The sequence below is a fragment of the Macrococcus carouselicus genome (assembly GCF_004359515.1).
Taxonomy (GTDB): Bacteria; Bacillota; Bacilli; order Staphylococcales; family Staphylococcaceae; genus Macrococcus; species Macrococcus carouselicus.
Genome location: NZ_SCWD01000001.1, coordinates 280,550 through 302,860 on the forward strand (window position 1 = coordinate 280,550; position 22,311 = coordinate 302,860).

At 47.5% G+C, this 22,311-nt stretch carries 19 protein-coding genes; 17 read left to right on the forward strand and 2 right to left on the reverse strand.

Annotated features, from left to right (window positions below; translation table 11 throughout):
• The first annotated feature begins 430 nt into the window (after nucleotides 1–430).
• The 4 genes from ERX40_RS01435 to ERX40_RS01450 all read left to right on the forward strand — a co-directional run bounded on the left by ERX40_RS01435 (nucleotide 431) and on the right by ERX40_RS01450 (nucleotide 8,142).
• Entirely contained in the window at nucleotides 431–4,837 is a 4,407-nt protein-coding gene (locus ERX40_RS01435) for a SpaA isopeptide-forming pilin-related protein (RefSeq protein WP_133416717.1), read from the forward strand.
• Between the two features lie 48 nt (nucleotides 4,838–4,885).
• Nucleotides 4,886–6,379, forward strand: coding sequence for a SpaH/EbpB family LPXTG-anchored major pilin (locus ERX40_RS01440; protein ID WP_133416718.1), 1,494 nt, complete (start codon nucleotides 4,886–4,888; stop codon nucleotides 6,377–6,379).
• Nucleotides 6,380–6,445: 66 nt separating this feature from the next.
• Complete coding sequence (locus ERX40_RS01445) at nucleotides 6,446–7,321, forward strand: class C sortase (protein WP_243712886.1); 876 nt, start codon at nucleotides 6,446–6,448, stop codon at nucleotides 7,319–7,321.
• Entirely contained in the window at nucleotides 7,321–8,142 is an 822-nt protein-coding gene (locus ERX40_RS01450; protein WP_133416719.1) for a class C sortase, read from the forward strand. Before ERX40_RS01445 ends, ERX40_RS01450 begins: the two co-directional genes overlap by 1 nt.
• A 46-nt stretch (nucleotides 8,143–8,188) precedes the next feature.
• Here ERX40_RS01450 and ERX40_RS01455 read toward each other — a convergent pair whose 3' ends face one another.
• Entirely contained in the window at nucleotides 8,189–8,602 is a 414-nt protein-coding gene (locus ERX40_RS01455; protein ID WP_133416720.1) for an RrF2 family transcriptional regulator, read from the reverse strand.
• Nucleotides 8,603–8,778: 176 nt separating this feature from the next.
• Between ERX40_RS01455 and ERX40_RS01460 the strand changes: the two genes are divergently transcribed.
• From ERX40_RS01460 to ERX40_RS01470, 3 genes are all read left to right on the forward strand, one after another.
• Nucleotides 8,779–9,927: a globin domain-containing protein gene (locus ERX40_RS01460; RefSeq protein WP_133416721.1), complete on the forward strand. Its 1,149-nt coding sequence runs from the start codon at nucleotides 8,779–8,781 to the stop codon at nucleotides 9,925–9,927.
• Nucleotides 9,928–10,104: 177 nt separating this feature from the next.
• The gene (locus ERX40_RS01465; RefSeq protein WP_133416722.1) at nucleotides 10,105–10,410 is read left to right on the forward strand and encodes a DUF3243 domain-containing protein; all 306 of its coding nucleotides are present in this window, start codon (nucleotides 10,105–10,107) and stop codon (nucleotides 10,408–10,410) included.
• A gap of 59 nt (nucleotides 10,411–10,469) precedes the next feature.
• On the forward strand, nucleotides 10,470–11,297 hold the full coding sequence (locus ERX40_RS01470; protein WP_133416723.1) for a manganese catalase: 828 nt from the start codon (nucleotides 10,470–10,472) through the stop codon (nucleotides 11,295–11,297).
• A gap of 104 nt (nucleotides 11,298–11,401) precedes the next feature.
• On the opposite strand, the gene folD is transcribed toward ERX40_RS01470, so the two are convergent.
• Complete coding sequence (folD, locus tag ERX40_RS01475; protein WP_133416724.1) at nucleotides 11,402–12,250, reverse strand: bifunctional methylenetetrahydrofolate dehydrogenase/methenyltetrahydrofolate cyclohydrolase FolD; 849 nt, start codon at nucleotides 12,248–12,250, stop codon at nucleotides 11,402–11,404.
• A gap of 200 nt (nucleotides 12,251–12,450) precedes the next feature.
• Here folD and purE point away from each other — a divergent pair, with 200 nt between their 5' ends.
• From purE to purH, 10 genes are read left to right on the forward strand one after another with little or no spacing between them, the layout of a single operon-like run.
• On the forward strand, nucleotides 12,451–12,933 hold the full coding sequence (gene purE, locus ERX40_RS01480; protein ID WP_133416725.1) for a 5-(carboxyamino)imidazole ribonucleotide mutase: 483 nt from the start codon (nucleotides 12,451–12,453) through the stop codon (nucleotides 12,931–12,933).
• A complete protein-coding gene (gene purK / locus ERX40_RS01485; RefSeq protein WP_133416726.1) occupies nucleotides 12,920–14,029 on the forward strand; it encodes a 5-(carboxyamino)imidazole ribonucleotide synthase in 1,110 nt (369 codons plus the stop codon). The genes purE and purK overlap by 14 nt, the downstream gene beginning before the upstream one ends.
• Complete coding sequence (gene purC / locus ERX40_RS01490; protein WP_133416727.1) at nucleotides 14,030–14,728, forward strand: phosphoribosylaminoimidazolesuccinocarboxamide synthase; 699 nt, start codon at nucleotides 14,030–14,032, stop codon at nucleotides 14,726–14,728.
• 2 nt (nucleotides 14,729–14,730) lie between these two features.
• Entirely contained in the window at nucleotides 14,731–14,982 is a 252-nt protein-coding gene (purS, locus tag ERX40_RS01495; protein WP_133416728.1) for a phosphoribosylformylglycinamidine synthase subunit PurS, read from the forward strand.
• A complete protein-coding gene (purQ, locus tag ERX40_RS01500; RefSeq protein ID WP_133416729.1) occupies nucleotides 14,982–15,644 on the forward strand; it encodes a phosphoribosylformylglycinamidine synthase subunit PurQ in 663 nt (220 codons plus the stop codon). Before purS ends, purQ begins: the two co-directional genes overlap by 1 nt.
• Before the next feature lie 3 nt (nucleotides 15,645–15,647).
• Nucleotides 15,648–17,825, forward strand: a complete 2,178-nt coding sequence (purL, locus tag ERX40_RS01505) for a phosphoribosylformylglycinamidine synthase subunit PurL (RefSeq protein ID WP_133416730.1) — start codon at nucleotides 15,648–15,650, stop codon at nucleotides 17,823–17,825.
• On the forward strand, nucleotides 17,804–19,222 hold the full coding sequence (purF, locus tag ERX40_RS01510) for an amidophosphoribosyltransferase (RefSeq protein WP_133416731.1): 1,419 nt from the start codon (nucleotides 17,804–17,806) through the stop codon (nucleotides 19,220–19,222). Before purL ends, purF begins: the two co-directional genes overlap by 22 nt.
• Before the next feature lie 2 nt (nucleotides 19,223–19,224).
• Nucleotides 19,225–20,250: a phosphoribosylformylglycinamidine cyclo-ligase gene (purM, locus tag ERX40_RS01515; protein WP_133416732.1), complete on the forward strand. Its 1,026-nt coding sequence runs from the start codon at nucleotides 19,225–19,227 to the stop codon at nucleotides 20,248–20,250.
• 1 nt (nucleotide 20,251) lies between these two features.
• A complete protein-coding gene (gene purN / locus ERX40_RS01520) occupies nucleotides 20,252–20,815 on the forward strand; it encodes a phosphoribosylglycinamide formyltransferase (protein WP_133416733.1) in 564 nt (187 codons plus the stop codon).
• 10 nt (nucleotides 20,816–20,825) lie between these two features.
• Nucleotides 20,826–22,304 carry a bifunctional phosphoribosylaminoimidazolecarboxamide formyltransferase/IMP cyclohydrolase gene (purH, locus tag ERX40_RS01525; RefSeq protein WP_133416734.1) on the forward strand — a complete coding sequence of 493 codons (1,479 nt, stop codon included), beginning with the start codon at nucleotides 20,826–20,828 and terminating at the stop codon, nucleotides 22,302–22,304.
• Nucleotides 22,305–22,311: the final 7 nt, after the last annotated feature.

Genomic DNA, 22,311 nt, shown 5'->3' on the forward strand with positions numbered 1-22,311 from the left:
ATTTAAATTGTGACAATTATCATGATTGGATTATGACCAGCAGAAATAGGAGCAGTTCGAAATATGCATCTAATAAAATTGATCTTAATTGTCGTTTTCAGCGAAAGTTAACAAAAAGAGTTAAATGTTAATTTATATTTCGTATTCCGAATGAAATATTAGTGAATAAAGAAAATTATTATAAGTATTGAACAAGGCAGATAATTACTGAAAAATAAATAGTGGAAAGTAACTGGTAAATCTAGAGATTTAATATATGGATATTATTTATATCATATAGTTGTTATACTTGTATAATTTATATTGCGTTAAATTTAGTTAAATAAATAAATTGATGAATAGAGTTTTATTTACTTTAAAAAAATAGTATTGCCATATTGAATTTAAGAATGTTAATATCCTAAATATACATATTATAAAGGGGGAAGCTATGAAAAAAATAGGTGTGATCTATATAATGATTGCCTTGTTGCTGAATATGTCATTATCAACTAGTATCTACAACATAGCATTGGCCAGCACTCAGACCTCCTCCGCTGATCAACCGGAAATAATAGCAGTGCAGGAAAATGGAAAAACGAATGACCGTCTAAACTGGAAGCTTCTATTCAACCAGCAAGGCAGCACGTGGAAAGAACGGGCTGTCAAGCTGAAGCTGGAAGGCGGTCATCAAGTGAACGACAGCGAGCTTAAAGCCCTGTTGACAGCCGAAGGAATTACAGCAGTTAAGTCAGATACTGCGGACAATGAATATACCCTCGAGTTCACGCAGCTGGACAAGCCGGTAGCTGTGGAGATATCTACAGAAATACTGAATGAGGACAAAAACTTCAGACTCACGCTCAGTACGAGTGAAGCGGGTGCTAAGATAACAGCAACTGATACGTTCTATCAACTGACAGAGTTAACAGGTCATATCAGCTATCAGCATGTACCTGACACAATCACAGCACCGCCCACAGTCATCTTACTTATCGATAAGGCAACTGGAACAGTTATTCAGCAGCAGACCATTCAGCCGGAGCAGTCCACTTACCGCTTCAGCGATGTCAGAAAGCTGACTGATGACAATAGACCGATTGAATATGAAGTGAAGACAAAGCCGCTTGGTAACTATAAGACGACGGTCAATCAATTCGATATCGAGCAGACCTACATGACGACTGAAGTCAAAGGGACAGTGACTAATGAGACCGGTAAACCTTTGACGATTGAATTTGTTAATCAGGCGACGAAAGAAGCGGTCGACTCAATGACAGTGGATAAAGATGCTGAAACATATGTTGCCGACCAACTGCCTCTAAATGATGAACAAGGACAGAAAATTGCATACGAAGTAAGCGTTCCAGATGTTGAAGGTTATGATAAAAAGATCAATGACTACAACATAGCGCTGACGAAATTGGAAGAGCCGACGACAGAAGAAGCGACAACAGAAAAAGCGACAACGGAGAAGTCAACGACAGAAGAAACGACAACGGAGAAGTCGACGACAGAAGAAGCGACAACGGAGAAGTCGACGACAGAAGAAGCGACGACGGAAGAGGCAACGACGGAGAAGTCAACGACGGAAGAAGCGACGACGGAAGAGGCAACGACGGAAGAAGCGACGACGGAAGAAGCGACGACAGAAGAAGCAATGACAGAAGAAACGACAACGGAGAAGTCGACGACAGAAGAAGCGACAACGGAGAAGTCGACGACAGAAGAAGCGACGACGGAAGAGGCAACGACGGAGAAGTCAACGACAGAAGAAGCGACAACAGAAGAAGCGACGACCGAAGAAGCAATGACAACAGAAGAAACAGCACCGGTTGAGAAGTCTATTGTCTATACAGCACCTAAGGTCAGCTTATTCCGAAGTATGAGTTTTGCATCAGCACCTGTTATGGCACTGGCAGCAACCAATTATTCAGCAAGTGATTATACGTACACAAGCAATACTTATGAGTATGGTAACTACAAAGGAACATTGGAAGGCGTTATGTCATCAGATCAAAGTAAAATCGACTGGACTTTTACTTTTACTAATCCTACCGGAACTCCTTACAATTCAACTCTTAAAAATCTAGTTGTGACTAATATCTCGCTGCCAACAACAATGGCATACAGTTATTCGAATCCTTCATCCACTGGAAAAATCAGTTACAGCAATGGTACGACTGAAATTTTTAAACTAAACCCTGATGATACCATTCTGAAGTTTTCTACACCCATTACAGCCCTTAATAAACCATCATATTCGTTAACTATGCCTGTATTGACATATTCATCTAATTCTGTATTTGCGAATATATCGATTAATCTGACTGGTACCTTTACACTGAAGGAAAAATCTGCAGCACCTGTTGTGAACCCTGTGTCCATTACATCTACAGCGATATCAGGAACGGCAGCACCAGGGTCTACAATCAATGTGATGAAAGGTACAACACAACTAGCAACGACCATTGCTAATAGTTCAGGTAATTACTCAGTGACAATCCCTAAACAACCGGCAGGGACAATTTTAAGTGTTACTTCAACTGAAACAAACAAACAGGTAAGTGATCCAACAAATATTACCGTCTCTAGTTCAGTGGCTATGACTATAAATAGTGTTTATAGCAATCAAACTTATGTGACGGGTACTGCAGAACCAGGCGCAATGGTTACTCTTAAAAATTCAATGGGAACAGTGCTTGGTAGTACGAAAGTATCTCCTGATGGTTTGTATTTTGTAGAACTATATCGTCCATTAAGTGCAGGAACTGTCATTACTGGTGAAGCAGTTTCTACTATTGGCACGAAAACAGCAACTACAACCGTCCTTGCCGCTACTAGTACAGGGACTCCTGGTACTGGTACAACAATCATTGAACCAAGCCCCACCTATAAGGGCCTTATTTCTGATATGAGCTGGGACGAGCGTGGTCTTTACAGAAATAGAGTACCGCAACCCGTTGAATATAATGAATCATTCCAATGGAAAGCGGCACAGCCTACGAATACATCAAATGAATATGCAATTGATTTGAAAACACAAGGTCGGGAATTTACAAAAGCTACGCCTTTAGACATTGTATTTGTTATTGACAACTCGCAAAGTATGAGTACAACAAACGCTAACGGAGTAAGCCGTTGGACTAACATGAAGCAGAGTGTAGAGAAGTTTATTGATCAGATGACAGTAAGTGGTAATACTAACATTGCAATTGTAAACTATGCATCTAATATAGTGAGCAAATCATCGTTCTCAAATAATGCTGCAACAATCAAATCTAATATTCCTGCAACTTACCAAACTGGCACCGCCCGATTTACCGGAACAGCACATACAAATACTCAAATCGGAATTAATAAAGGGGCAGAAATTTTAAAAGGTTCCCCGAATCCTAATAAAGTGATGATTGTCCTTACAGACGGGGCACCGACATTCAGTTATAAAGGTATAGCCGCTACTGACGCTGAGAATATTACAAGCTTTGACTACAACACTAGAATAGGAGATGGCGCAGTCTATCCATTACAATCTAAGTACGGAAATTATAGCTATACTATCAATAACACGATTAACATTACCAATCATGGACAACCGACTATATCAGAAGCTAAAATCATCAAAAAAGAAAATCCAACATTTAACATTTTCTCGATTGGTTTAGATACTAATAAGGAAACTGATTTTGCTTCGCCTGATGAAATGAATAAAGTTCTTTACAATATTGCATCAAAAGATAGTAATGCATTCATAACCACTGACACAGCTAAAGATTTGCCGAATATTTTGAATAACATTGCTCAGAGAACGGTGAAAAGCATAGATAATGGTGTCGTTACAGATCCTATAGGTCCAATGTACGACTTGAATCTAGGCAGCAATAATGTATTTGATGCTTCAGACTACACATTGACAGCATCTGATCCTGCCTTAATCTCTAATGGCAAAGTAGTCCCAGTATATGATCCAGCAAAACGTACAATTACTATTCCTAATCTGAACTTAGGTAAAGGAGAATGGGTCAATATTAACTATAAAGTCAAATTGCGGGTGACTGATGACAGCTTTATTGAGAATCAGTGGTACCCGATGAATGGAACTACAACATTAAAGCCAACTGCAAATTCCACTGAATTAAGAGAATACCCCGTTCCTGAAGCTAGAGCAGTAAGTCCGGTGTATAGTTTCACTTTCAATAAATTAAGTGATTCTAATACACCACTAGGCGGTGCTACTTTTGAACTGAAAGATTCAACTGGAAAGATTATGACTCAGACTTCCAGTACAAACGGTCTGGTTAAATTCGATAACCTGAAGAAAGGGACGTATACCTTAACCGAGACTGCAGCACCGTCGAACTACAGTAAAGATCCAAAGACATATACGGTTGTTATTGCAAGTAACGGCGACATCAAAGTTGACGGCGTGCTTTACTCAGGCACCAATGTCTTCAAGGTCATCAATAAGAAGGTACTCGGTTCTATTGAGGTCATCAAACATCAGAGTGGTGATGAAAGCAAGGTGCTTGCTGGAGCTACTTTTGAACTGAGAGATTCGGCAGGTAAAGTAGTGACATTGACGACTGGCACAGATGGTAAGGCATTGTTCAGTGCATTGCCGCTTGGTAGTTACACACTTGTAGAAACAAAGGCGCCAGCTGGATACCAGCTGAAAACAACACCTGTGAAGATAGATGTGACATCTGCCACTAAAGTAGTTGTAAAGGTGGCTAACCAAAGTAATTCAGCAGTATTACCAAATACAGGTGGGCCAGGACCTTTATGGTTTTCAATAATTGGCATCTTAGTCATTATAGCGTCACTATTTTCAAGGAAAAAATTTGCACATATGAATTAAGCCGCATCTGCGGATTAAGATAAATTATAAAATTATTAGGAGGCATTTATGTCAAAATTATTTAAGCGTTTGTCCCTGTTTTTAGTATTAGCATTACTAGTAAGTATAGTAGCTCCGTTCGGTAAAGCATTCGCAGCAAGTCCTGCAACTAATTTGACTATTCACAAAGTGACCGGTTCATCAGAAAAAAGAGCAACCTATGATCAGTTAGTCAACGGTACAGCGCCAGCTGGTTCTCAACCAATCTCCAATATTTCATTTACTTACTGGAAAGTCACTCCGGATCAATTAGCAACAATGAAAGCAGCACCTGGCAGCTTTGATACAGAGTCAGAAGTAACAGGATTAGTGGGGGCTAAATTAGGTACAACTGCTAAAACTTCAGCAAATGGTACGACGACAGCTTCAAACTTAGCTGAAGGTTTCTACTGGTTCATTGAAGATGTAAGTACTGCAGTTAAAACATCAAACGCCGTTCCTTTCGGTCTTGAATTACCGATTACAAATGAAGCGGGTAATGGTTACATTACAGATTTACATGTATTCCCGAAAAATACATTACAAGACTTACCGACGATTGATAAAGACGTCAAAGCAGATGGTACTAAATCAGCTTCATTTGCAGTAGGCGAATCTTTCAACTGGATCATCCAACCGTCAGTACCAAAAGGTATCAATGAGTATACTAAGTTTACTGTTACAGATACCATTGATTCAAAATTAACATTTGCAGGAACTGATAAAGTCTATGTAGAAGTAAATGGAACTAAACTTGCAGCAGACAACTACACTGTTTCTAATACCGATGGCAAAGTCGTAATAGATTTCACTGATGCAGGGCGTCAGGCATTAGCTGCTGCTGGAGATTCCGCTAAGCTGAATATCTTCATCCCGACAGTCATCAATGACACAGCAGTCATGGGATTACCTATTCAAAATAATGCTACATTAACATTTGATAACGGTCATGGTACGACGACAGAGCCTGGTGGTCAGAATCCACCAGTGACACCGCCAACAGTACCGTCCACTGATACACCTATCGTTTACACTGGTGGTAAGAAGTTTGTTAAAACAAATGGTTCAGGTACTAATCTTGAAGGAGCTGTATTCGTTGTTAAAAATGCAGCCGGTAAATATTTAGTTCAAGATGCTAAGTTGAATACAACTTGGGTTGACAGCAAAGATGCGGCAACAAAATTCACTTCTAAAAAAGATGGTTCATTCGAAGTGAAAGGACTATCTTACGGTACAGATGGTTCTAACAATAAAGGTGCAACTGACTATACAATTGAAGAGGTAACAGCACCAGCAGGCTATACATTACCGACTAATCCTGAAACATCATTCACAGTAAATGCAACATCTTACTATGCAGATCCTACTGCGGCTCAGTTAACAAGTGCTGCACCACAGGAAGTCATCAACAAAAAGACTGAAATCCCTTATACAGGTGGTATCGGTACAGTGATCTTCACTGTTGTAGGTCTTGCATTAATGGTACTTGCGTTCGTATTATTAAGAAGAAGACAACAAGCTTAATATCATACTATATAATAATAAGGTAGACTTTAGTCTGCCTTATTTTTTATAAGGAGGAGAGTCATTTTGAGCTCCGAGAAAAAACAGAAAAAGAAAAAGAATCATCGTCTTTCTAATTTAATATTTGCCCTTATATTTCTTATTGGTCTTGGTATATTGATCTACCCGATGATCAGCGCTGTGTATTATGATTATGAATCAGGGACTGAAGTGAACGACTTCAATAAAGAAGTGGAGTTATTGTCTGACAAGGAGATTGACGCACGGATCAACAGGGCGAGGGCCTATAATGAATCACTCAGTGGTAACGAAGTGCTGCACGATGCATACAGCAAGGCAGAGGAAGCGGCGGGTAAGCGGCAGTATGCGAAGATGCTGGAAGTCCATGAGAAGATGGGGCACGTTGAGATTCCGAGGATTCATCAGGATCTGCCGCTGTTTGCGGGGACGACTGAACGGGTGCTGCAGGAAGGGCTCGGTCATCTGGAGAACACGTCGCTGCCGGTCGGCGGGGAGTCAACGCATAGCGTCATCACGGGTCACCGCGGTCTGCCGGACAAAAAGCTGTTCACGGATCTTGATAAGATGAAGATTGGCGACATGATCTATGTTCATAATATTAAAGGGGTTCTTGCCTATAAAGTCGACCATATTGACGTGATCGAGCCGAATGACTTCAGCAAGCTGAAGATTGTGAAAGGCAAGGACCAGCTGACACTGCTCACCTGCACGCCGTACATGATCAACTCGCACCGTTTGATTGTCACCGGTCACCGCGTGCCGTATACGCCTGAAGAAGCGAAGAAACATGAGGCGGCACAGGAACCGTGGTGGGGTAAATTCCTGAATGTCTACAAAAATTACTTGATTGGTCTTGCTGTAGCGCTTATCTTATACTTATTGTACCGTCTGTGGAATAAGCGGAAGAAGAAGGTAACGTAATGAACAAGTGGCTTGCTGTCGTGCTGTTTTGTGCAGGGCTCTTTATCTGTCTCTATCCCCTCGCTGCGAAAGTGTACTATAACTATGATATGTCGCAGGAGTCTGAAGCGCTGAATAAACGTTTTCAGGTGGACTCCGACGACCAGAAGAATAGATATATGCAGTTTGAGCAGTACAACCGGCAGATGACGATGAATCAGACGATTGAAGCGCCGGCAGTAAAAGTGAAGAAGAATGACAGTGATGATGAACAGATGTTTTCCGATGACGTGATCGCGACTGTGAAGATTCCGACGCTGAACCTGCATTACCCGGTATACGACAAAGCGACGCCGGAAAACTTGAACCGCGGTGTGTCACGTGTTGAAGGCACGAGCTATCCCGTCGGCGGCCGCTCGACAAACAGCGTCCTCGCCGCGCACAGCTATTCCCCTTACCATGAGTGGTTCACGCATATTGACCGTCTGAAAAACGGCGATCAGGTGATCATCAATAACTTTAAAGAGACGTTGTACTATAAAGTGTATGACCGTGTGATTGTGACGCCCGACAAAGTGGAAGCGCTGGCGGTCAGACAAGGGAAAGATGTCCTCACACTTCTCACGTGTACACCGTCAGGAGCAGAGCGCCTGCTCATCTATGCCGAGCGGACTACGAAAGAGGGAAAGAAAATAACGCCGCATCCGGTCCTGCCGCAGCCTATGGACGAGAAATCGATATGGGAGAAGATGAAAGTGCTGTCAGATTCCTGGCTGCTCTTGCTGCTTGTCGCCATCTTGTCACTTCTCTTTATCAGCCGGCTGATTCGTAGTAGAAGCTAGGAGAGGGGCTGCTCAGAATATTGGATATTGAAAAGACACCTGTCTGTCAGACAGGTGTCTTTATGTGTGGGGTGATATCTTTCAGCGTGTACTGATCCAGCACATTGAGATAGGCGAAAAGCGCCTGACCGAGTACTGACTGCAGGCCGCACTTGCCGATGATCGGACAGGTGTTCGTCTCGGGATTGAAACATTCGACCAGATTGAAATGTTCCTCTGTCTTACGGATTAGTGTGCCGATATTGATATCCTCCGGCTTCTTGTTCAGCCTGATGCCGCCGCCGCGTCCTCTGACGGATAATATATAGCCTTCCAGCGCCAGGTTATGAACGACTTTAGTGAGATGATTCTTCGAGATATTATAGAAGCGGGCGATTTCATCGATCTGGGTCAGTTGTGATTGTGAGGCCAGATACATGAGTACGCGGAGCGAATAGTCTGAATACAAGGTCAGTTTCATTTGACAGACCTCCTTTAGTTCTTATTATAAATCACATTCTCATATTATGACGTGACAATTTCGGCAAATGCAAATGTGACAACTTTTCAAAGTTATTTCATTTATATTGGTACACGAGCAGAAATAAGAATAGAATAAAGGTGTATTTAAAATATATCTTTGAGGGGGACTTATTTATGTTATCACAGGAAACCAGAGAAATCATCAAAGCAACAGTGCCTGTCCTTGAGCAGCATGGCACAGAGATTACATCCGTCTTCTATGCCCATATGTTTGAAGAACATCCGGAACTGTTTAATGTCTTCAATAAAGCAAACCAGAAACTCGGTCGTCAGCAGACTGCCCTTGCTCAGACAGTGCTGGCAGCTGCGAAGCATATCGATCATCTGGAAGCAATTATTCCGAACGTCAATCAGATCGCGCATAAGCATCGAGCGCTGGGAATCAAGCCTGAACAGTACCCGATCGTCGGTGAGAACCTGATCTATGCCATCAGAAAAGTGCTGGGTGAAGAAGTGACACCTGAGATCATCAATGCCTGGACTGAGGCCTACGGTGTGATTGCCGATGTCTTTATTCAGATGGAGGCGGCACTCTATCAAGAAGCGGCATGGGAGGGCTTCGAACCATTCAAAGTGGTGCGTATCAAAGAAGAGTCGGCGCATATCAAATCCTTCGTTGTAAAGCCTGTGGACGCTACTCAGTTGAAACCGGTCGTGGCCGGCCAGTATATTACGGTCAAAGTTCATCCGGAAGGTGATCCGAATGATATGCTGCGTCACTATTCAATCTGTCATACCGATGTATCACAAGGAATTGAATTTGCAGTGAAACGTGATGTGCAGGGTGATGTCAAAGGTGCAGTGTCCAACTATCTGCATGACCGTGTGAAAGAAGGGGACGAGATCCTGTTATCAGCACCGGCAGGCGAGTTTGTGGTAGCTGACACTGACAGACCGCTTGCGTTCATCAGCGGCGGCGTCGGTATGACACCTGTCATGGCGATGCTGCACGAGCAGGCGGCAAAAGGCAAGGACATCAAGTTCATCCATTCAGCCTATAACCGCGATGAAGTCCCGTTCAAAGACGAGATTGCCGAGTTCCATCATAAGGAAAACGTCCAGTTCTACTTCAATTACTCAGAAGCGAACGGTCGTCTGACGAAAGAGAAATTAGAGAAAATCTTAAAGGGCAGTGAAGAGATCTATATGTGCGGCAGCGTCGGCTTTATGGAAGGCTTACTTGCGACACTGGATGCAATGGGTATCTCTCGCGGGCAGGTTCACTTTGAGCCGTTCGGTCCTAAGATGAGTATCACCGTTTAATCTGAAAACCCTCAGAACTAAGTTCTGAGGATAGACTGAGTGGATTGAGATAGTCTTCTTAAATTCCAGACATAAAGAATAAAATTAATGTTTATTTCATAAAATTTCCGGTTATATACTCTATATAACCCATACGGTTATAAATTAGACTTCGGTCTTTAAAAAGGGGCGTTCAATATGTCAAATCTTAATCCAGAACAAGCAGTTAACAACATGAGCCAAGATGACAAAGATCAGATCTTAGAAAGCTTCAATCAATTCAAAAGTTATTTAGGCAGCAAAGTAGAAAAAGCTGAGAACTTAGGTTTCAGTGACGAAGCAATTGCGAAAGCGGCTGAAAAAGTAGCTGACCTCTTAGCGAAGAATGAAGAACCGAAGAACCGTGAAGAAAAAGTATTAAATGAATTATGGAACAATGCTGAAGGCGAAGAGAAATCAGCCATTGCCCGTGTATTAGTAAGAATGGTACAGAAAGAAGCATAATCGATGACAGGCTGCATCCGCAGTCTGTCTTTTTTGAATAAAATAAGAGGAGGAATACCATGTTTTTACATGATAAACATCTACAGTTTGAAGCTAAACCCGTTAAGCCGGATCCATTGATGGCGAAACGTGTCCAGGAGTTGATCGGTGGTCAGTACGGTGAGATGAGTGTTGCCATGCAGTACCTGTTCCAGGGCTGGGGTGTCAGAAAAGGTAATGAACAATATAAAGACTTATTGCTCGATATCGGTGCTGAGGAACTGGGTCATATCGAGATGCTGGCAACAATGGTGGGTCGTCTGCTGGACGGTACGTCTATCGAGCATCAGGAAGCAGCGATGAAAGATCCTGCGACTGCAGCGATTCTCAGCGGTATGAACCCGCAGCATGCGATTGTAGCAGGAATGAACGCACGTCCTGCGGATAGTGTCGGCAATCCTTGGAATGGTAGCTATATCATCTCAAGCGGTAACTTACTTGCTGATTTCCGTGCCAATTTAAACGCAGAATCACAAGGGCGTACACAAGCTGTCCGTATTTACGAGATGACAGATGACCCAGGCCTTAAAGATATGCTTGCTGTGCTGATCGCACGTGACTCTTATCACCAGAACCTGTGGCTGCAGGCGATTGCTGAACTTGAAGAAGCAGAAGGGAAGATCACACCAGGTTCATTCGACCGTAAACTGGAACGTGAAGACATCGCATTCTCTCTTTATAACCATTCAGCAAGCTCAGAGGAAAGTGCTGAAGGTTCATGGGCGAAAGGCAAGACACCTGCAGGCGACGGTAAGTTCAAATATGAATCTAAAGTCCATGTCGAAGGTGCCATCCCTGAACTTGAAAATCCGCACCCATCACTCCACTCAACCAAACCAAAGAAATAAATTCAAAGAACCCCGGAAGCTCACTATGAGCTTCCGGGGTTCTTGTGGTTATAAGGACTTTCAAGACTGATGAGGCCAGAAAAGTCAAGGGAAGGCGGATGACTTTATTTGACTGAGCGCTGCGCTGCGAGCAGTGTGTTGTTCAGCACCATGGTGATGGTCAGTGGACCGACGCCGCCCGGGACAGGTGTAATGGCACCTGCGACTTCTGCGACTTCGTCGTATTTCACGTCGCCTGTCAGTTTGCCGTCAACGACTGTGTTACCGACGTCGATGATGACGGCACCCGGCTTGACGTCGTCTTGAGTGACAAGACCCGGCTTGCCGACTGCAGAGACGATGACGTCAGAGCGTTTCAGCGTCTCTTTCATGTTTGTAGAGCGTGAGTGCAGTAACGTCACTGTCGCATTTTCGTCGGTCAGTAATTTCGCTACGGGCTGGCCGACGATGTGTGAGCGTCCGATGACCGCGACTTCTTTACCTGTCAGGTCGATATCCGCATTCTTCAGGATCTCCATGATACCGAGCGGTGTACACGGGATAAAGGTCTCCATTCCAGCGTACAGACGGCCGATGTTCACCGGATTGAAGCCGTCCACGTCTTTTTTAGGGTCGATGGCTTCCAGCACTTTCTCCTCGGAGATCTGCTGTGGCAGGGGGACCTGCACTAGAATGCCGTGAACAGCCGTGTCTTCGTTCAGGCGGCGGATTTCAGTCAGGACTTCCTCCTCTGTTGCCTCCTCGCTCATTTTGACGATCTCTGACGCCATACCGATTTTTTCAGCGGATTTCTTCTTGTTGTTGACATAGCTCTGACTCGCGCCGTCATTACCGACCAGGATGACCGTCAAGTTAGGCGTCACACCGTGTTCTTTTAACTTTTCAACTTCCTGCTGAAGACCTGCACGGTATTCCTGTGCAATCGCTTTCCCGTCCAATACTTTTGCTGTCATGCTGATTCCTCCTGAAAATCGAACATTTTTAATTATGTTTAAAGTAAAATTTCTGAAAGTCGAACTATAATCAGATATTCGCCTTAAAAATAATTAAAATGTTCGTTTATTTATTGAAATTGAATAGCATTCTTGTTATGCTATCACTGTAATCATCTCTCATTATGAAACGGTTTTCAATAGATATGGAGGAATTTTTGATGAAAGTTGCAGTAGTGATGGGCTCGTCTTCAGACTGGCCGACGATGAAGGAAGCATGCATGATTCTGGAAGATTTCGGTATCGAAGTGGAATCATCTGTCGTCTCAGCACACCGGACACCACTCCAGATGGTGGATTTCGCGCGTCAGGCACGCGGCAATGGCATCGACGTCATCATCGCGGGTGCAGGAGGTGCAGCACATCTGCCCGGCATGATCGCCTCCATGACGACACTGCCTGTCATCGGTGTACCGATTGAGACGAAGATACTGAAGGGCATGGATTCACTGTTATCAATCGTTCAGATGCCGGGCGGTATTCCTGTCGCAACGACAGCGATCGGTTCTGCTGGTGCGAAGAATGCAGGTCTTCTTGCTGCACGGATGCTCAGCCTGAAGGATGAATCATTAGCAGGGAAACTAGACGACTACGAAGCGTCACTGATCAAGAAAGTGGAGGCAATGCAGCATGACTTACACTAAGCTTAAATTAGGACAGACAATCGGCATCGTGGGCGGCGGCCAGCTCGGTAAGATGATGGCGCAAAGCGCACAGGAGAGAGGCTTCAAGGTCGCGGTACTGGATCCTGATGATACCTGTCCTGCGCGTTACGTCAGCCAGCACTTCATCCATGCACCTTATAATGATGCGGAGGCCCTGCAGCAGCTCGGCGCAGTGTCAGACGTCATCACATATGAATTCGAGAATATCAGCGGTGAGGAACTGGCGAAGATCACGTCACAGTTCAATGTACCGCAGGGGGCAGAGACAGTTGTGACCCTGCAGAACCGTCTCGCTGAGAAGAATGCGCTGAAAGGGGGCGGTGCTGCGGTTGTACCGTTCGTCTCCGTGACGGATCAGGATGAACTGAAAAAAGCGGCTGATACGTTAGGCTTCCCGTTCATGCTGAAGACGACGTTCGGCGGCTATGACGGTAAAGGCCAGCTTGTCATCAGCAGTGCCGAGGATTTCAAGGCAGCGGACGAACTGCTCGCTGCCCGTCCTTGTGTCGCAGAGCAGCGCATCAACCTGAAGTCTGAGATCTCCATCACAGCGACTGCATCATCTGACGGCAGTGTCGTCTTCTTCCCGGTGCAGGAGAATGAGCACCGCAGCCAGATCCTCTACAAGACGATTGTGACAGGCCGTCACGCGCATGAGGAAGCGGCCATCAATGAAGTGAAGAAGATCATGGCGGCCATCCGCTTCATCGGTACCTTCACGGTCGAGTTCTTCATCGACCAGGCAGATGTGCTGTACGTGAACGAGATCGCACCGCGTCCGCACAATTCCGGCCATTACTCAATCGAAGCCTGCGACTATTCGCAGTTCGATACGCATATCCTGGCGGTAGCCGGCTGGCAGCTGCCGGAGAGAATTGAGCTGCTGAAGCCTGCCGTCATGTTCAACCTGCTCGGTCAGGACCTGGATGTGATGGAGGACGAATTTGCATCGCGACCGGACTGGCACGTGCATGTGTACGGCAAGGCAGTACGCAAGGAGAACCGCAAGATGGGCCATGTGACGATTCTGGATCTGGATAATGACTATGAAGCCATTTATAAGGAGAGAATGTAGATGTTAGTATATGAAGGTAAAGCAAAGCGCGTGTTCGCAACAGACGACGACCAGGTCTACCGCATCGCCTATAAGGATGAGGTCACTGCAGGGAACGGTGCCAAGAAGGATTCAATGGCAGGGAAAGGCCGCCTGAACAATATGATCACCAGCCGCTTCTTCGAGTTACTCGCTGACGCAGGCTACGCGTCACACTTCATCAAGCGTCTGTCAGAGACAGAGCAGCTCGTGAGGAAAGTGGAGATCATTCCGCTTGAAGTCGTGGTCCGCAATATCGCGGCAGGAAGCATCACGAAGCGTCTCGGCTTCACGAAAGGCGAAGCGTTCAAGGCGCCGTTAGTTGAGTTCTACTACAAGAAGGATGAACTGAACGACCCGATCGTCACGGATGACCACGTGAAACTGCTCGGTATCGCTGATGACAAGGATATCAGTGAATTAAAGGACCAGGCGCTGAAGATCAACACCATTCTGATCGATATCATGAACAAGATGAGCCTCGATTTAGTGGACTTCAAGATTGAATTCGGCAAAGATAAAGCGGGTAACATTCTCCTCGCTGACGAGATTTCACCTGATACGTGCCGCATCTGGGACAAAGAGACGAAAGAGAACTTTGATAAGGATGTCTACCGCGAAGACACGGGCTCACTGATTGATACCTATACTCACTTCTACAAAAAAATGGAGGCTTTATAATCATGAAAAACATCGAACTATACATCACATTACAGAAACAGGTATTAGATACACAGGGACAGACACTGACACGTGCAGTACATGACTTAGGCTACAGCCAGGTCAACGATATCCGCGTCGGCAAAGTGTTATACATGACAGTGGACGAGGCAACTGACGAAGCGGTTGACAACGTCGTCCGTACGTTAAGCGAGAAACTGTTCGCGAACACGGTCATCGAAGAATACAGCTACAAAGTCGTGGAGGCGGAATAATGAAGTTCGCTGTCATTGAATTTCCAGGGTCAAACTGTGACCGTGACATGCTGAACGCAGCACTGATCACGGGCATGGAAGCGGAATACGTGGACTACCGCAGGACGTCTCTAGACGGCTTTGACGGTGTGCTGATTCCGGGTGGTTTCTCCTTCGGTGACTACCTGCGCTGCGGCGCGATGGCACGTGTGGCTCCGATCGTGGATGAAGTGAGACGCCTGGCTGCTGAAGGAAAACCGGTGCTCGGTGTCTGCAACGGCTTCCAGATCTTAACGGAGATCGGCTTACTGCCGGGTGCGCTGCTGCATAACGAAAGCCATAAATTCGTCTGCCGTAACGAGCACCTGACGATTCTGAATAACGAGACAAAGTTCACACATCTTTATGAGAAGGACGAGACAGTCGTCTATCCGATTGCTCACGGTGAGGGGTCTTACTACTGCTCACCTGAGACGATGAAGGAACTGCAGGCCAACAAGCAGATCATCCTGTCCTACTCCGAGAATCCGAACGGGTCACTGGAGGACATCGCCGGTATCGTGAACAAGGAAGGCAATGTCTGCGGCATGATGCCTCACCCGGAACGTGCGATGGATACATTACTCGGTTCTGAAGACGGCAGACGCTTATTCCAAGGTATCTTAGAAAGCTGGGGGAAATAACAGATGAAATTTTTAGATCCAACGATCGAAGACATTAAAAATAACAGACTGTATGCGGATATGGGTCTCTCTGACGAAGAATATGACAAAGTCTGTGATATTCTAGGCCGTCAGCCGAACTACACAGAGATCGGTATCTTCTCCGTGATGTGGAGTGAGCACTGTTCATACAAACACTCCAAGCCTTTCCTGAAGCAGTTCCCCGTGACAGGTGAACGCGTCCTGATGGGTCCTGGTGAAGGCGCCGGAGTAGTTGATATCGGTGACAACCAGGCCGTTGTCTTCAAGGTGGAGTCACATAACCATCCGAGTGCGATTGAGCCTTACCAGGGTGCAGCGACAGGTGTCGGCGGTATCGTCCGTGACATCGTCTCCATCGGTGCGCGTCCGGTCCAGCTCTTAAACAGTCTCCGTTTCGGCGAACTGGATTCCAGGCAGAACCAGCGCCTCTTCAGTGGTGTGGTCGCAGGTATCGGCGGCTACGGTAACTGTATCGGCATCCCGGCAGTGGCAGGGGAGATTGAATTCGATTCACAGTACGACGGCAACCCGCTGGTCAATGCGATGTGTGTCGGTATCATCGACCATGACAAGATCCAGAAAGGGACAGCGAAAGGGGCCGGCAACCCGGTCATCTACGTCGGCCTGAAGACAGGTCGAGACGGAATCCACGGTGCGACATTCGCCTCTGAGGAGCTGAACGAGGAATCTGAGTCCAAGCGTCCATCCGTTCAGATCGGTGACCCGTTCGTTGGCAAGAAGCTGATGGAAGCGACACTGGAAGCCATCACTTACCCTGAGCTGGTCGGTATCCAGGACATGGGTGCTGCAGGTCTGACGTCGTCATCGTCAGAGATGGCAGCGAAAGGGAACTCAGGTATTCACCTGCACCTCGAGAAAGTACCGACGCGTGAAGCAGGCATCTCGCCTTACGAGATGATGTTATCAGAGACACAGGAGCGTATGCTGCTCGTCGTTGAAAAAGGCACGGAGCAGAAGTTCCTCGATTTATTCGACCATCATGAACTGGACAGTGCAGTCATCGGTGAAGTGACGGATACTGACCGCTTCGTCCTGACCTACGACGATGAAATCTATGCGGATATTCCGGTACAGCCACTCAGTGACGAAGCGCCGGTCTATGTTTTAGAAGGTAAAGCGGCTGAATACGCTGAAGTGGATCATAACTATGCGGATATCGATGCACAGGCGGTCTTCGAACGTCTCCTGAATCATCCGACCCTCGCTTCAAAGACATGGGCTTACTCACAGTATGACCAGCAGGTCGGTGCGAACACAATCATCAAGCCAGGTCTGTCAGCAGGTGTGACGCGTGTTGAGGGTACAACGAAAGCCATCGCCTCTACGATTGACGGTGAAGCACGCTACGTCTTCAATAACCCGTACGAAGGCGGTAAGATGGTCGTTGCTGAAGCCTACCGTAACCTGATCGCAGTCGGCAGTCTGCCGCTTGCGATGACGGACTGTCTCAACTACGGGAACCCTGAGAAACCTGAGATCTACCAGCAGCTGGCAGATTCTACCCGCGGTATGGCGGAGGCCTGTGCAGCCTTGAATACACCGGTTGTCTCAGGGAACGTTTCACTTTATAACGAAACGAAAGGCGAAGCGATCTTCCCGACGCCAGTCGTCGGTATGGTCGGCTTAATTGAAGATATCGAATTCTTGCGCGACTTCACGCCGACAGAAGGCGAAGCACTGTACTTAGTAGGCGCAACTGACGCGGACTTCAGCGGTTCACAGATCGAGAAATTATTATTCAACGAAGTGGCACACAGAGAAGTGCCGATTGATTTAGAGCAGGAAGTGCAGCGCGGCGAAGCCATCCGCAAGCTGATCACAGACGGCAAGCTGTCACACGTCCAGGCAGTCGGCAAAGGCGGCATCGCGATCAAGCTCGCACAGATGGCTGCTTACTTCGAGACAGGAATCGAAGCGGAACTTGCCCTGCCGGTTGAACAGTTATTCAGTGAAACACAAGGTCGCTACATCGTCATCGCTAAGGAAGACATCGAACTTAAGGATGCCGTTAAAATCGGTACATTCGGCACTCAAGGTTTTAGAGTAGCAGCAGATAACGGTTCAATCGAAGAAGACGTTGACAGCATGATCCGTACTTGGAGAGGAGCAATCAGTCAATGTATGACATCCGCGGTCTAAACGAGGAATGCGGTGTATTCGGTATCTGGAATCACCCGAACGCAGCGGAACTGACATATATGGCACTTCACAGCCTGCAGCACCGGGGTCAGGAAGGCGCAGGAATCGTCTGTTCGAACGGCGAGAACCTGTTCGGTGCTCGCGGTATGGGCCTGCTGCCTGACGCGATCAGTCAGGTGCAGCTCGAGTCACTGAAAGGTTACCGCAGCGCAATCGGTCACGTGCGCTATGCGACAACCGGTGCATCAGAGCTGTCCAATGTCCAGCCCTTTCTATTCAAACATTCGAAAGGGGATCTCGGACTCGCGCATAACGGTAATCTGACGAATGCGCGCCAGATCCGTCTGGCACTGGAGGAGGAGGGCGCGATCTTCCAGACGTCCTCTGACTCAGAGGTGCTCGGTCACTTATTATTCAAGGCGAAGTCACCGAACTTCAAAGCTAACCTGAAAGCAGCGCTCAATCAGATCAAAGGTGCATTCGCTTACCTGGTGCTGCAGAAGGGCAGTCTGACTGCGACACTGGACAGCCACGGTGTGCGTCCGCTCATGCTCGGCAAGGTGGACGGCGCGTACTGTGTAGCGAGTGAATCATGTGCGCTGATGGCAATCGGCGCGGAATATATCCGTGACGTTGAGCCGGGTGAGGTCTTGACGTTCAATGATGATGGCATGGACGAGGATAACTACGCGCTTGAGACGAAGCACCGCATGTGTTCGATGGAATACGTCTACTTCGCGCGTCCCGACTCCGAGTTCAGACATCACTCCATCTACAATGTGCGTAAGGCACTGGGTGAACAGCTTGCCAAAGAGATGGACGTGGCTGCGGATATCGTCATCGGTGTCCCGGATTCATCACTTCAGGCGGCCAAAGGGTTCTCGGCCTATTCAGGGATTCCGAATGAACAGGGCCTCCTCAAGAACCGTTACGTCGGCCGCACATTCATCACGCCTGACCAGAAGATGCGTGAGCGCGCGGTCCGCATGAAGCACGCGCCGATCCGCGACGTCGTCGAAGGGAAACGCGTCATCGTCATCGATGACTCCATCGTCCGCGGCACGACAAGTAAGTATATCGTCAAGGCATTACGCAGTGCCGGTGCGAAGGAAGTCCATATGGGCATCTCATCACCGCCGCTGAAGCATCCTTGTTATTACGGTATCGATGTCTCGACGCATGCGGAACTGATCGCGGCCTACCAGACGGTCGAGGAGATCCGTCAGGAGATTGAAGTCGATTCACTGACTTATCTGTCGGTTGAAGGGATGCACGATGTCTATTCACGCTTTGAGTCAAAAGGTGAATGTGATGCCTGCTTCACCGGCAGCTACCCGATTGAGATCGTGGATCACCTGTTACCAGAAGAAAAAGAGAAGAAGACGAAGGGAGTCTAACCATGTCAGAAGCATATAAATCATCAGGTGTGGATATCCACGCCGGCTACGAGGCAGTCGAACGCATGAAGAAACACGTATCACTGACGATGCGTAAAGAAGTACTGGGAGGTCTCGGCGGGTTCGGCGCGGCATTTGATCTGTCACAGCTGAATATGACAGCACCTGTCCTCGTCTCAGGGACAGACGGTGTCGGCACGAAGCTTCGTCTGGCGATTGATGCAGACCGCCACGACACGATCGGTATCGATGCAGTCGCGATGTGTGTCAATGATATTCTGACGACAGGGGCGCTTCCTCTCTACTTCCTGGATTATCTCGCGCTGAACAAGGTGGATCCCGTTGTCGTTGAGCAGATCGTCAAAGGGGTCGCTGAGGGCTGCGTGCAGTCTGAGTGTGCACTGATCGGCGGTGAGACAGCAGAGATGGGCGACATGTATCACACCGGTGACTACGATATCGCAGGCTTTGCGGTCGGTGCTGTTGAGAAGGCAGATTATGTGACGGGTGAGAACATCAGGTCAGGCGACGTCATGATCGGCCTCACGTCAAGCGGCATTCACTCAAATGGCTACAGTCTGGTCAGAAAGATTATTCGCGATAATCACATCGACTTGAACGCTATGATCGGCGGCAGAACAGTGCTGGATACCATCATCGAACCGACACGTCTCTATGTCAAAGCAGTGAAAGACGTCATCCAGTCCGGGAAAATCCACGGGATGTGTCATATCACAGGCGGCGGTTTCATCGAGAACATTCCGCGCGTCCTGCCGGAAGGTCTGTCAGCGAAGATTGATGTCAGTGCGATTCCTGAGCAGCCGGTCTTCAGCTGGCTCGAGGAACAGGGCAGGCTTGACCGCCTGGAAATGTACAACGTCTTTAATATGGGGATCGGCTTCGTGCTGATCGTCAGCCAGGAGGACGAGCAGGCGGTCATGGGTATGCTGGCAGCAGCCGGTGAACAGGGTATTCTGATGGGGACGATCGAAGAGAACGCTGAGCCGATCACCCTTACAGGTCTCTGATATGAAAAATGTAGCGATCTTTGCGTCAGGCAGTGGCACAAATTTCGAGAAGATAATGGAAAACGTGAAGATCGGTTACCTGGACAATATCCGGGTGACGGGTCTTTATGTTGATAAAGGGGATGCTTATGCCATTGAACGTGCGAAGCATTATGATGTGCCGGTCCATCTTTTTGAAATGAAGCACTTTGCATCGAAGTCAGCGTACGAGGAAGCGATCCTGCGGCAGCTTGAGACAGACCAGGTGGAATGGCTGATCCTGGCAGGCTATATGAAGCTCGTCGGTCCGACGCTCCTTGAGCCTTTTGAAGGTCATATCCTGAATATCCATCCGTCTATCCTGCCGAGCTTTCCGGGGAAGGACGCCGTGCGTCAGGCGCTTGACTACGGCTGCCGTGTCTCAGGCGTCACCGTGCATTACGTGGATGCCGGTATGGATACAGGCACGATCATCGACCAGATGAGCTGTCCGATTCACGAAGATGATACGAAGGAGACACTGCAGTTACGTATCCAGACCCTCGAGTACGAACTTTATCCAAGAGTCATCAAAAAAATCATTTAAGGAGTCTGTCATGAGAAAAGCATTGTTAAGTGTGTCAGATAAAACAGGTATTACTGAATTTGCAGAGCAGTTAATCGAGCAGGGATTCGAAATCTATTCAACAGGCGGTACGAAACAGACACTGGTCGACCACAACATCGCGGTGAAATCGGTCAGTGAGCTGACGCAGTTCCCTGAGATCATGGACGGCCGCGTCAAGACGCTGCATCCGAATATCCACGGGGGTATCCTGGCCAACCGCGCTATCCCGGAACATCTTGCGGCACTGAAGGAGCATGGTATTGAACTGATCGACCTTGTTGCCGTCAACCTGTATCCATTTGAGGAGACAGTAGCGAAACCGGACGTGACGGAAGCAGATGCGATCGAGAACATCGATATCGGCGGACCGACCATGCTCCGTGCGAGTGCGAAGAACTTCAGGCACGTACTGACGGTCGTGGACCCTGCTGACTACACGGCTGTCATTGATAAGCTGAAAAACGATGCAGTGGACGCAGCGTTCCGTAAAGAGCTGATGGTCAAGACATTCAGCCATACAGCGAAATACGATGCAGCCATCGTTGATTTCTTCAGCGAGCAGGCCACAGCGCTCCGCTACGGTGAGAACCCGCAGCAGCAGGCGAAATTCGTCAGGACGTCAAGTGCACCGAATACGATTGCCGGTGCCAAGCAGCTGCATGGCAAGGAACTGAGCTACAACAATATCAAGGATGCGGATGCGACCTTAAGTCTGGTGAAGAAGTTCGACCAGCCGGCAGCAGTGGCCGTGAAACATATGAATCCGTGCGGTGTCGGTGTCGGCGCGACAATCGAGGAAGCCTTCCAGAATGCGTTTGATGCGGACAGCCAGTCTATTTTCGGCGGCATTGTCGCACTGAACCGTCCGGTTGACGAGGCGACAGCTAAGAAACTGGGCAGTATCTTCCTTGAGGTGATTATCGCACCGGGCTTTGAGGACGCAGCTTCAGAGATTCTGACGCAGAAAAAGAACATCCGTCTCCTTGAGGTCGAGATGGACAGTGACGCTGAGACGGAGGAATTCGTCTCAGTCTCAGGCGGCTACTTAGTCCAGGACAAAGATACAAAGATGTTGACGCGTGAAGAAATGACCGTCGTCACTGAAGCGCAGCCGACAGAAGCGCAGTGGCAGGCGATGGAACTCGGCTGGACAGTCGTGAAGAGCGTGAAGAGTAATGCCATTGTCCTCGCGAACGCGAAACAGACAGTCGGTATCGGCGCGGGGCAGATGAACCGTGTCGGCGCGGCGAAGATTGCCATCGAACGTGCCATTGAAATGAACGACAACGTTATTTTAGCGAGTGACGGCTTCTTCCCGATGAGCGATACAGTGGAGACAGCGGCAGAGGCGGGCATCAAATGCATCATCCAGCCGGGTGGTTCCATCAAGGACCAGGACTCGATCGATGCAGCAAATAAACTCGGCATTGCGATGGTCACGACCGGCATGCGCCACTTCAAACACTAGGAGGACA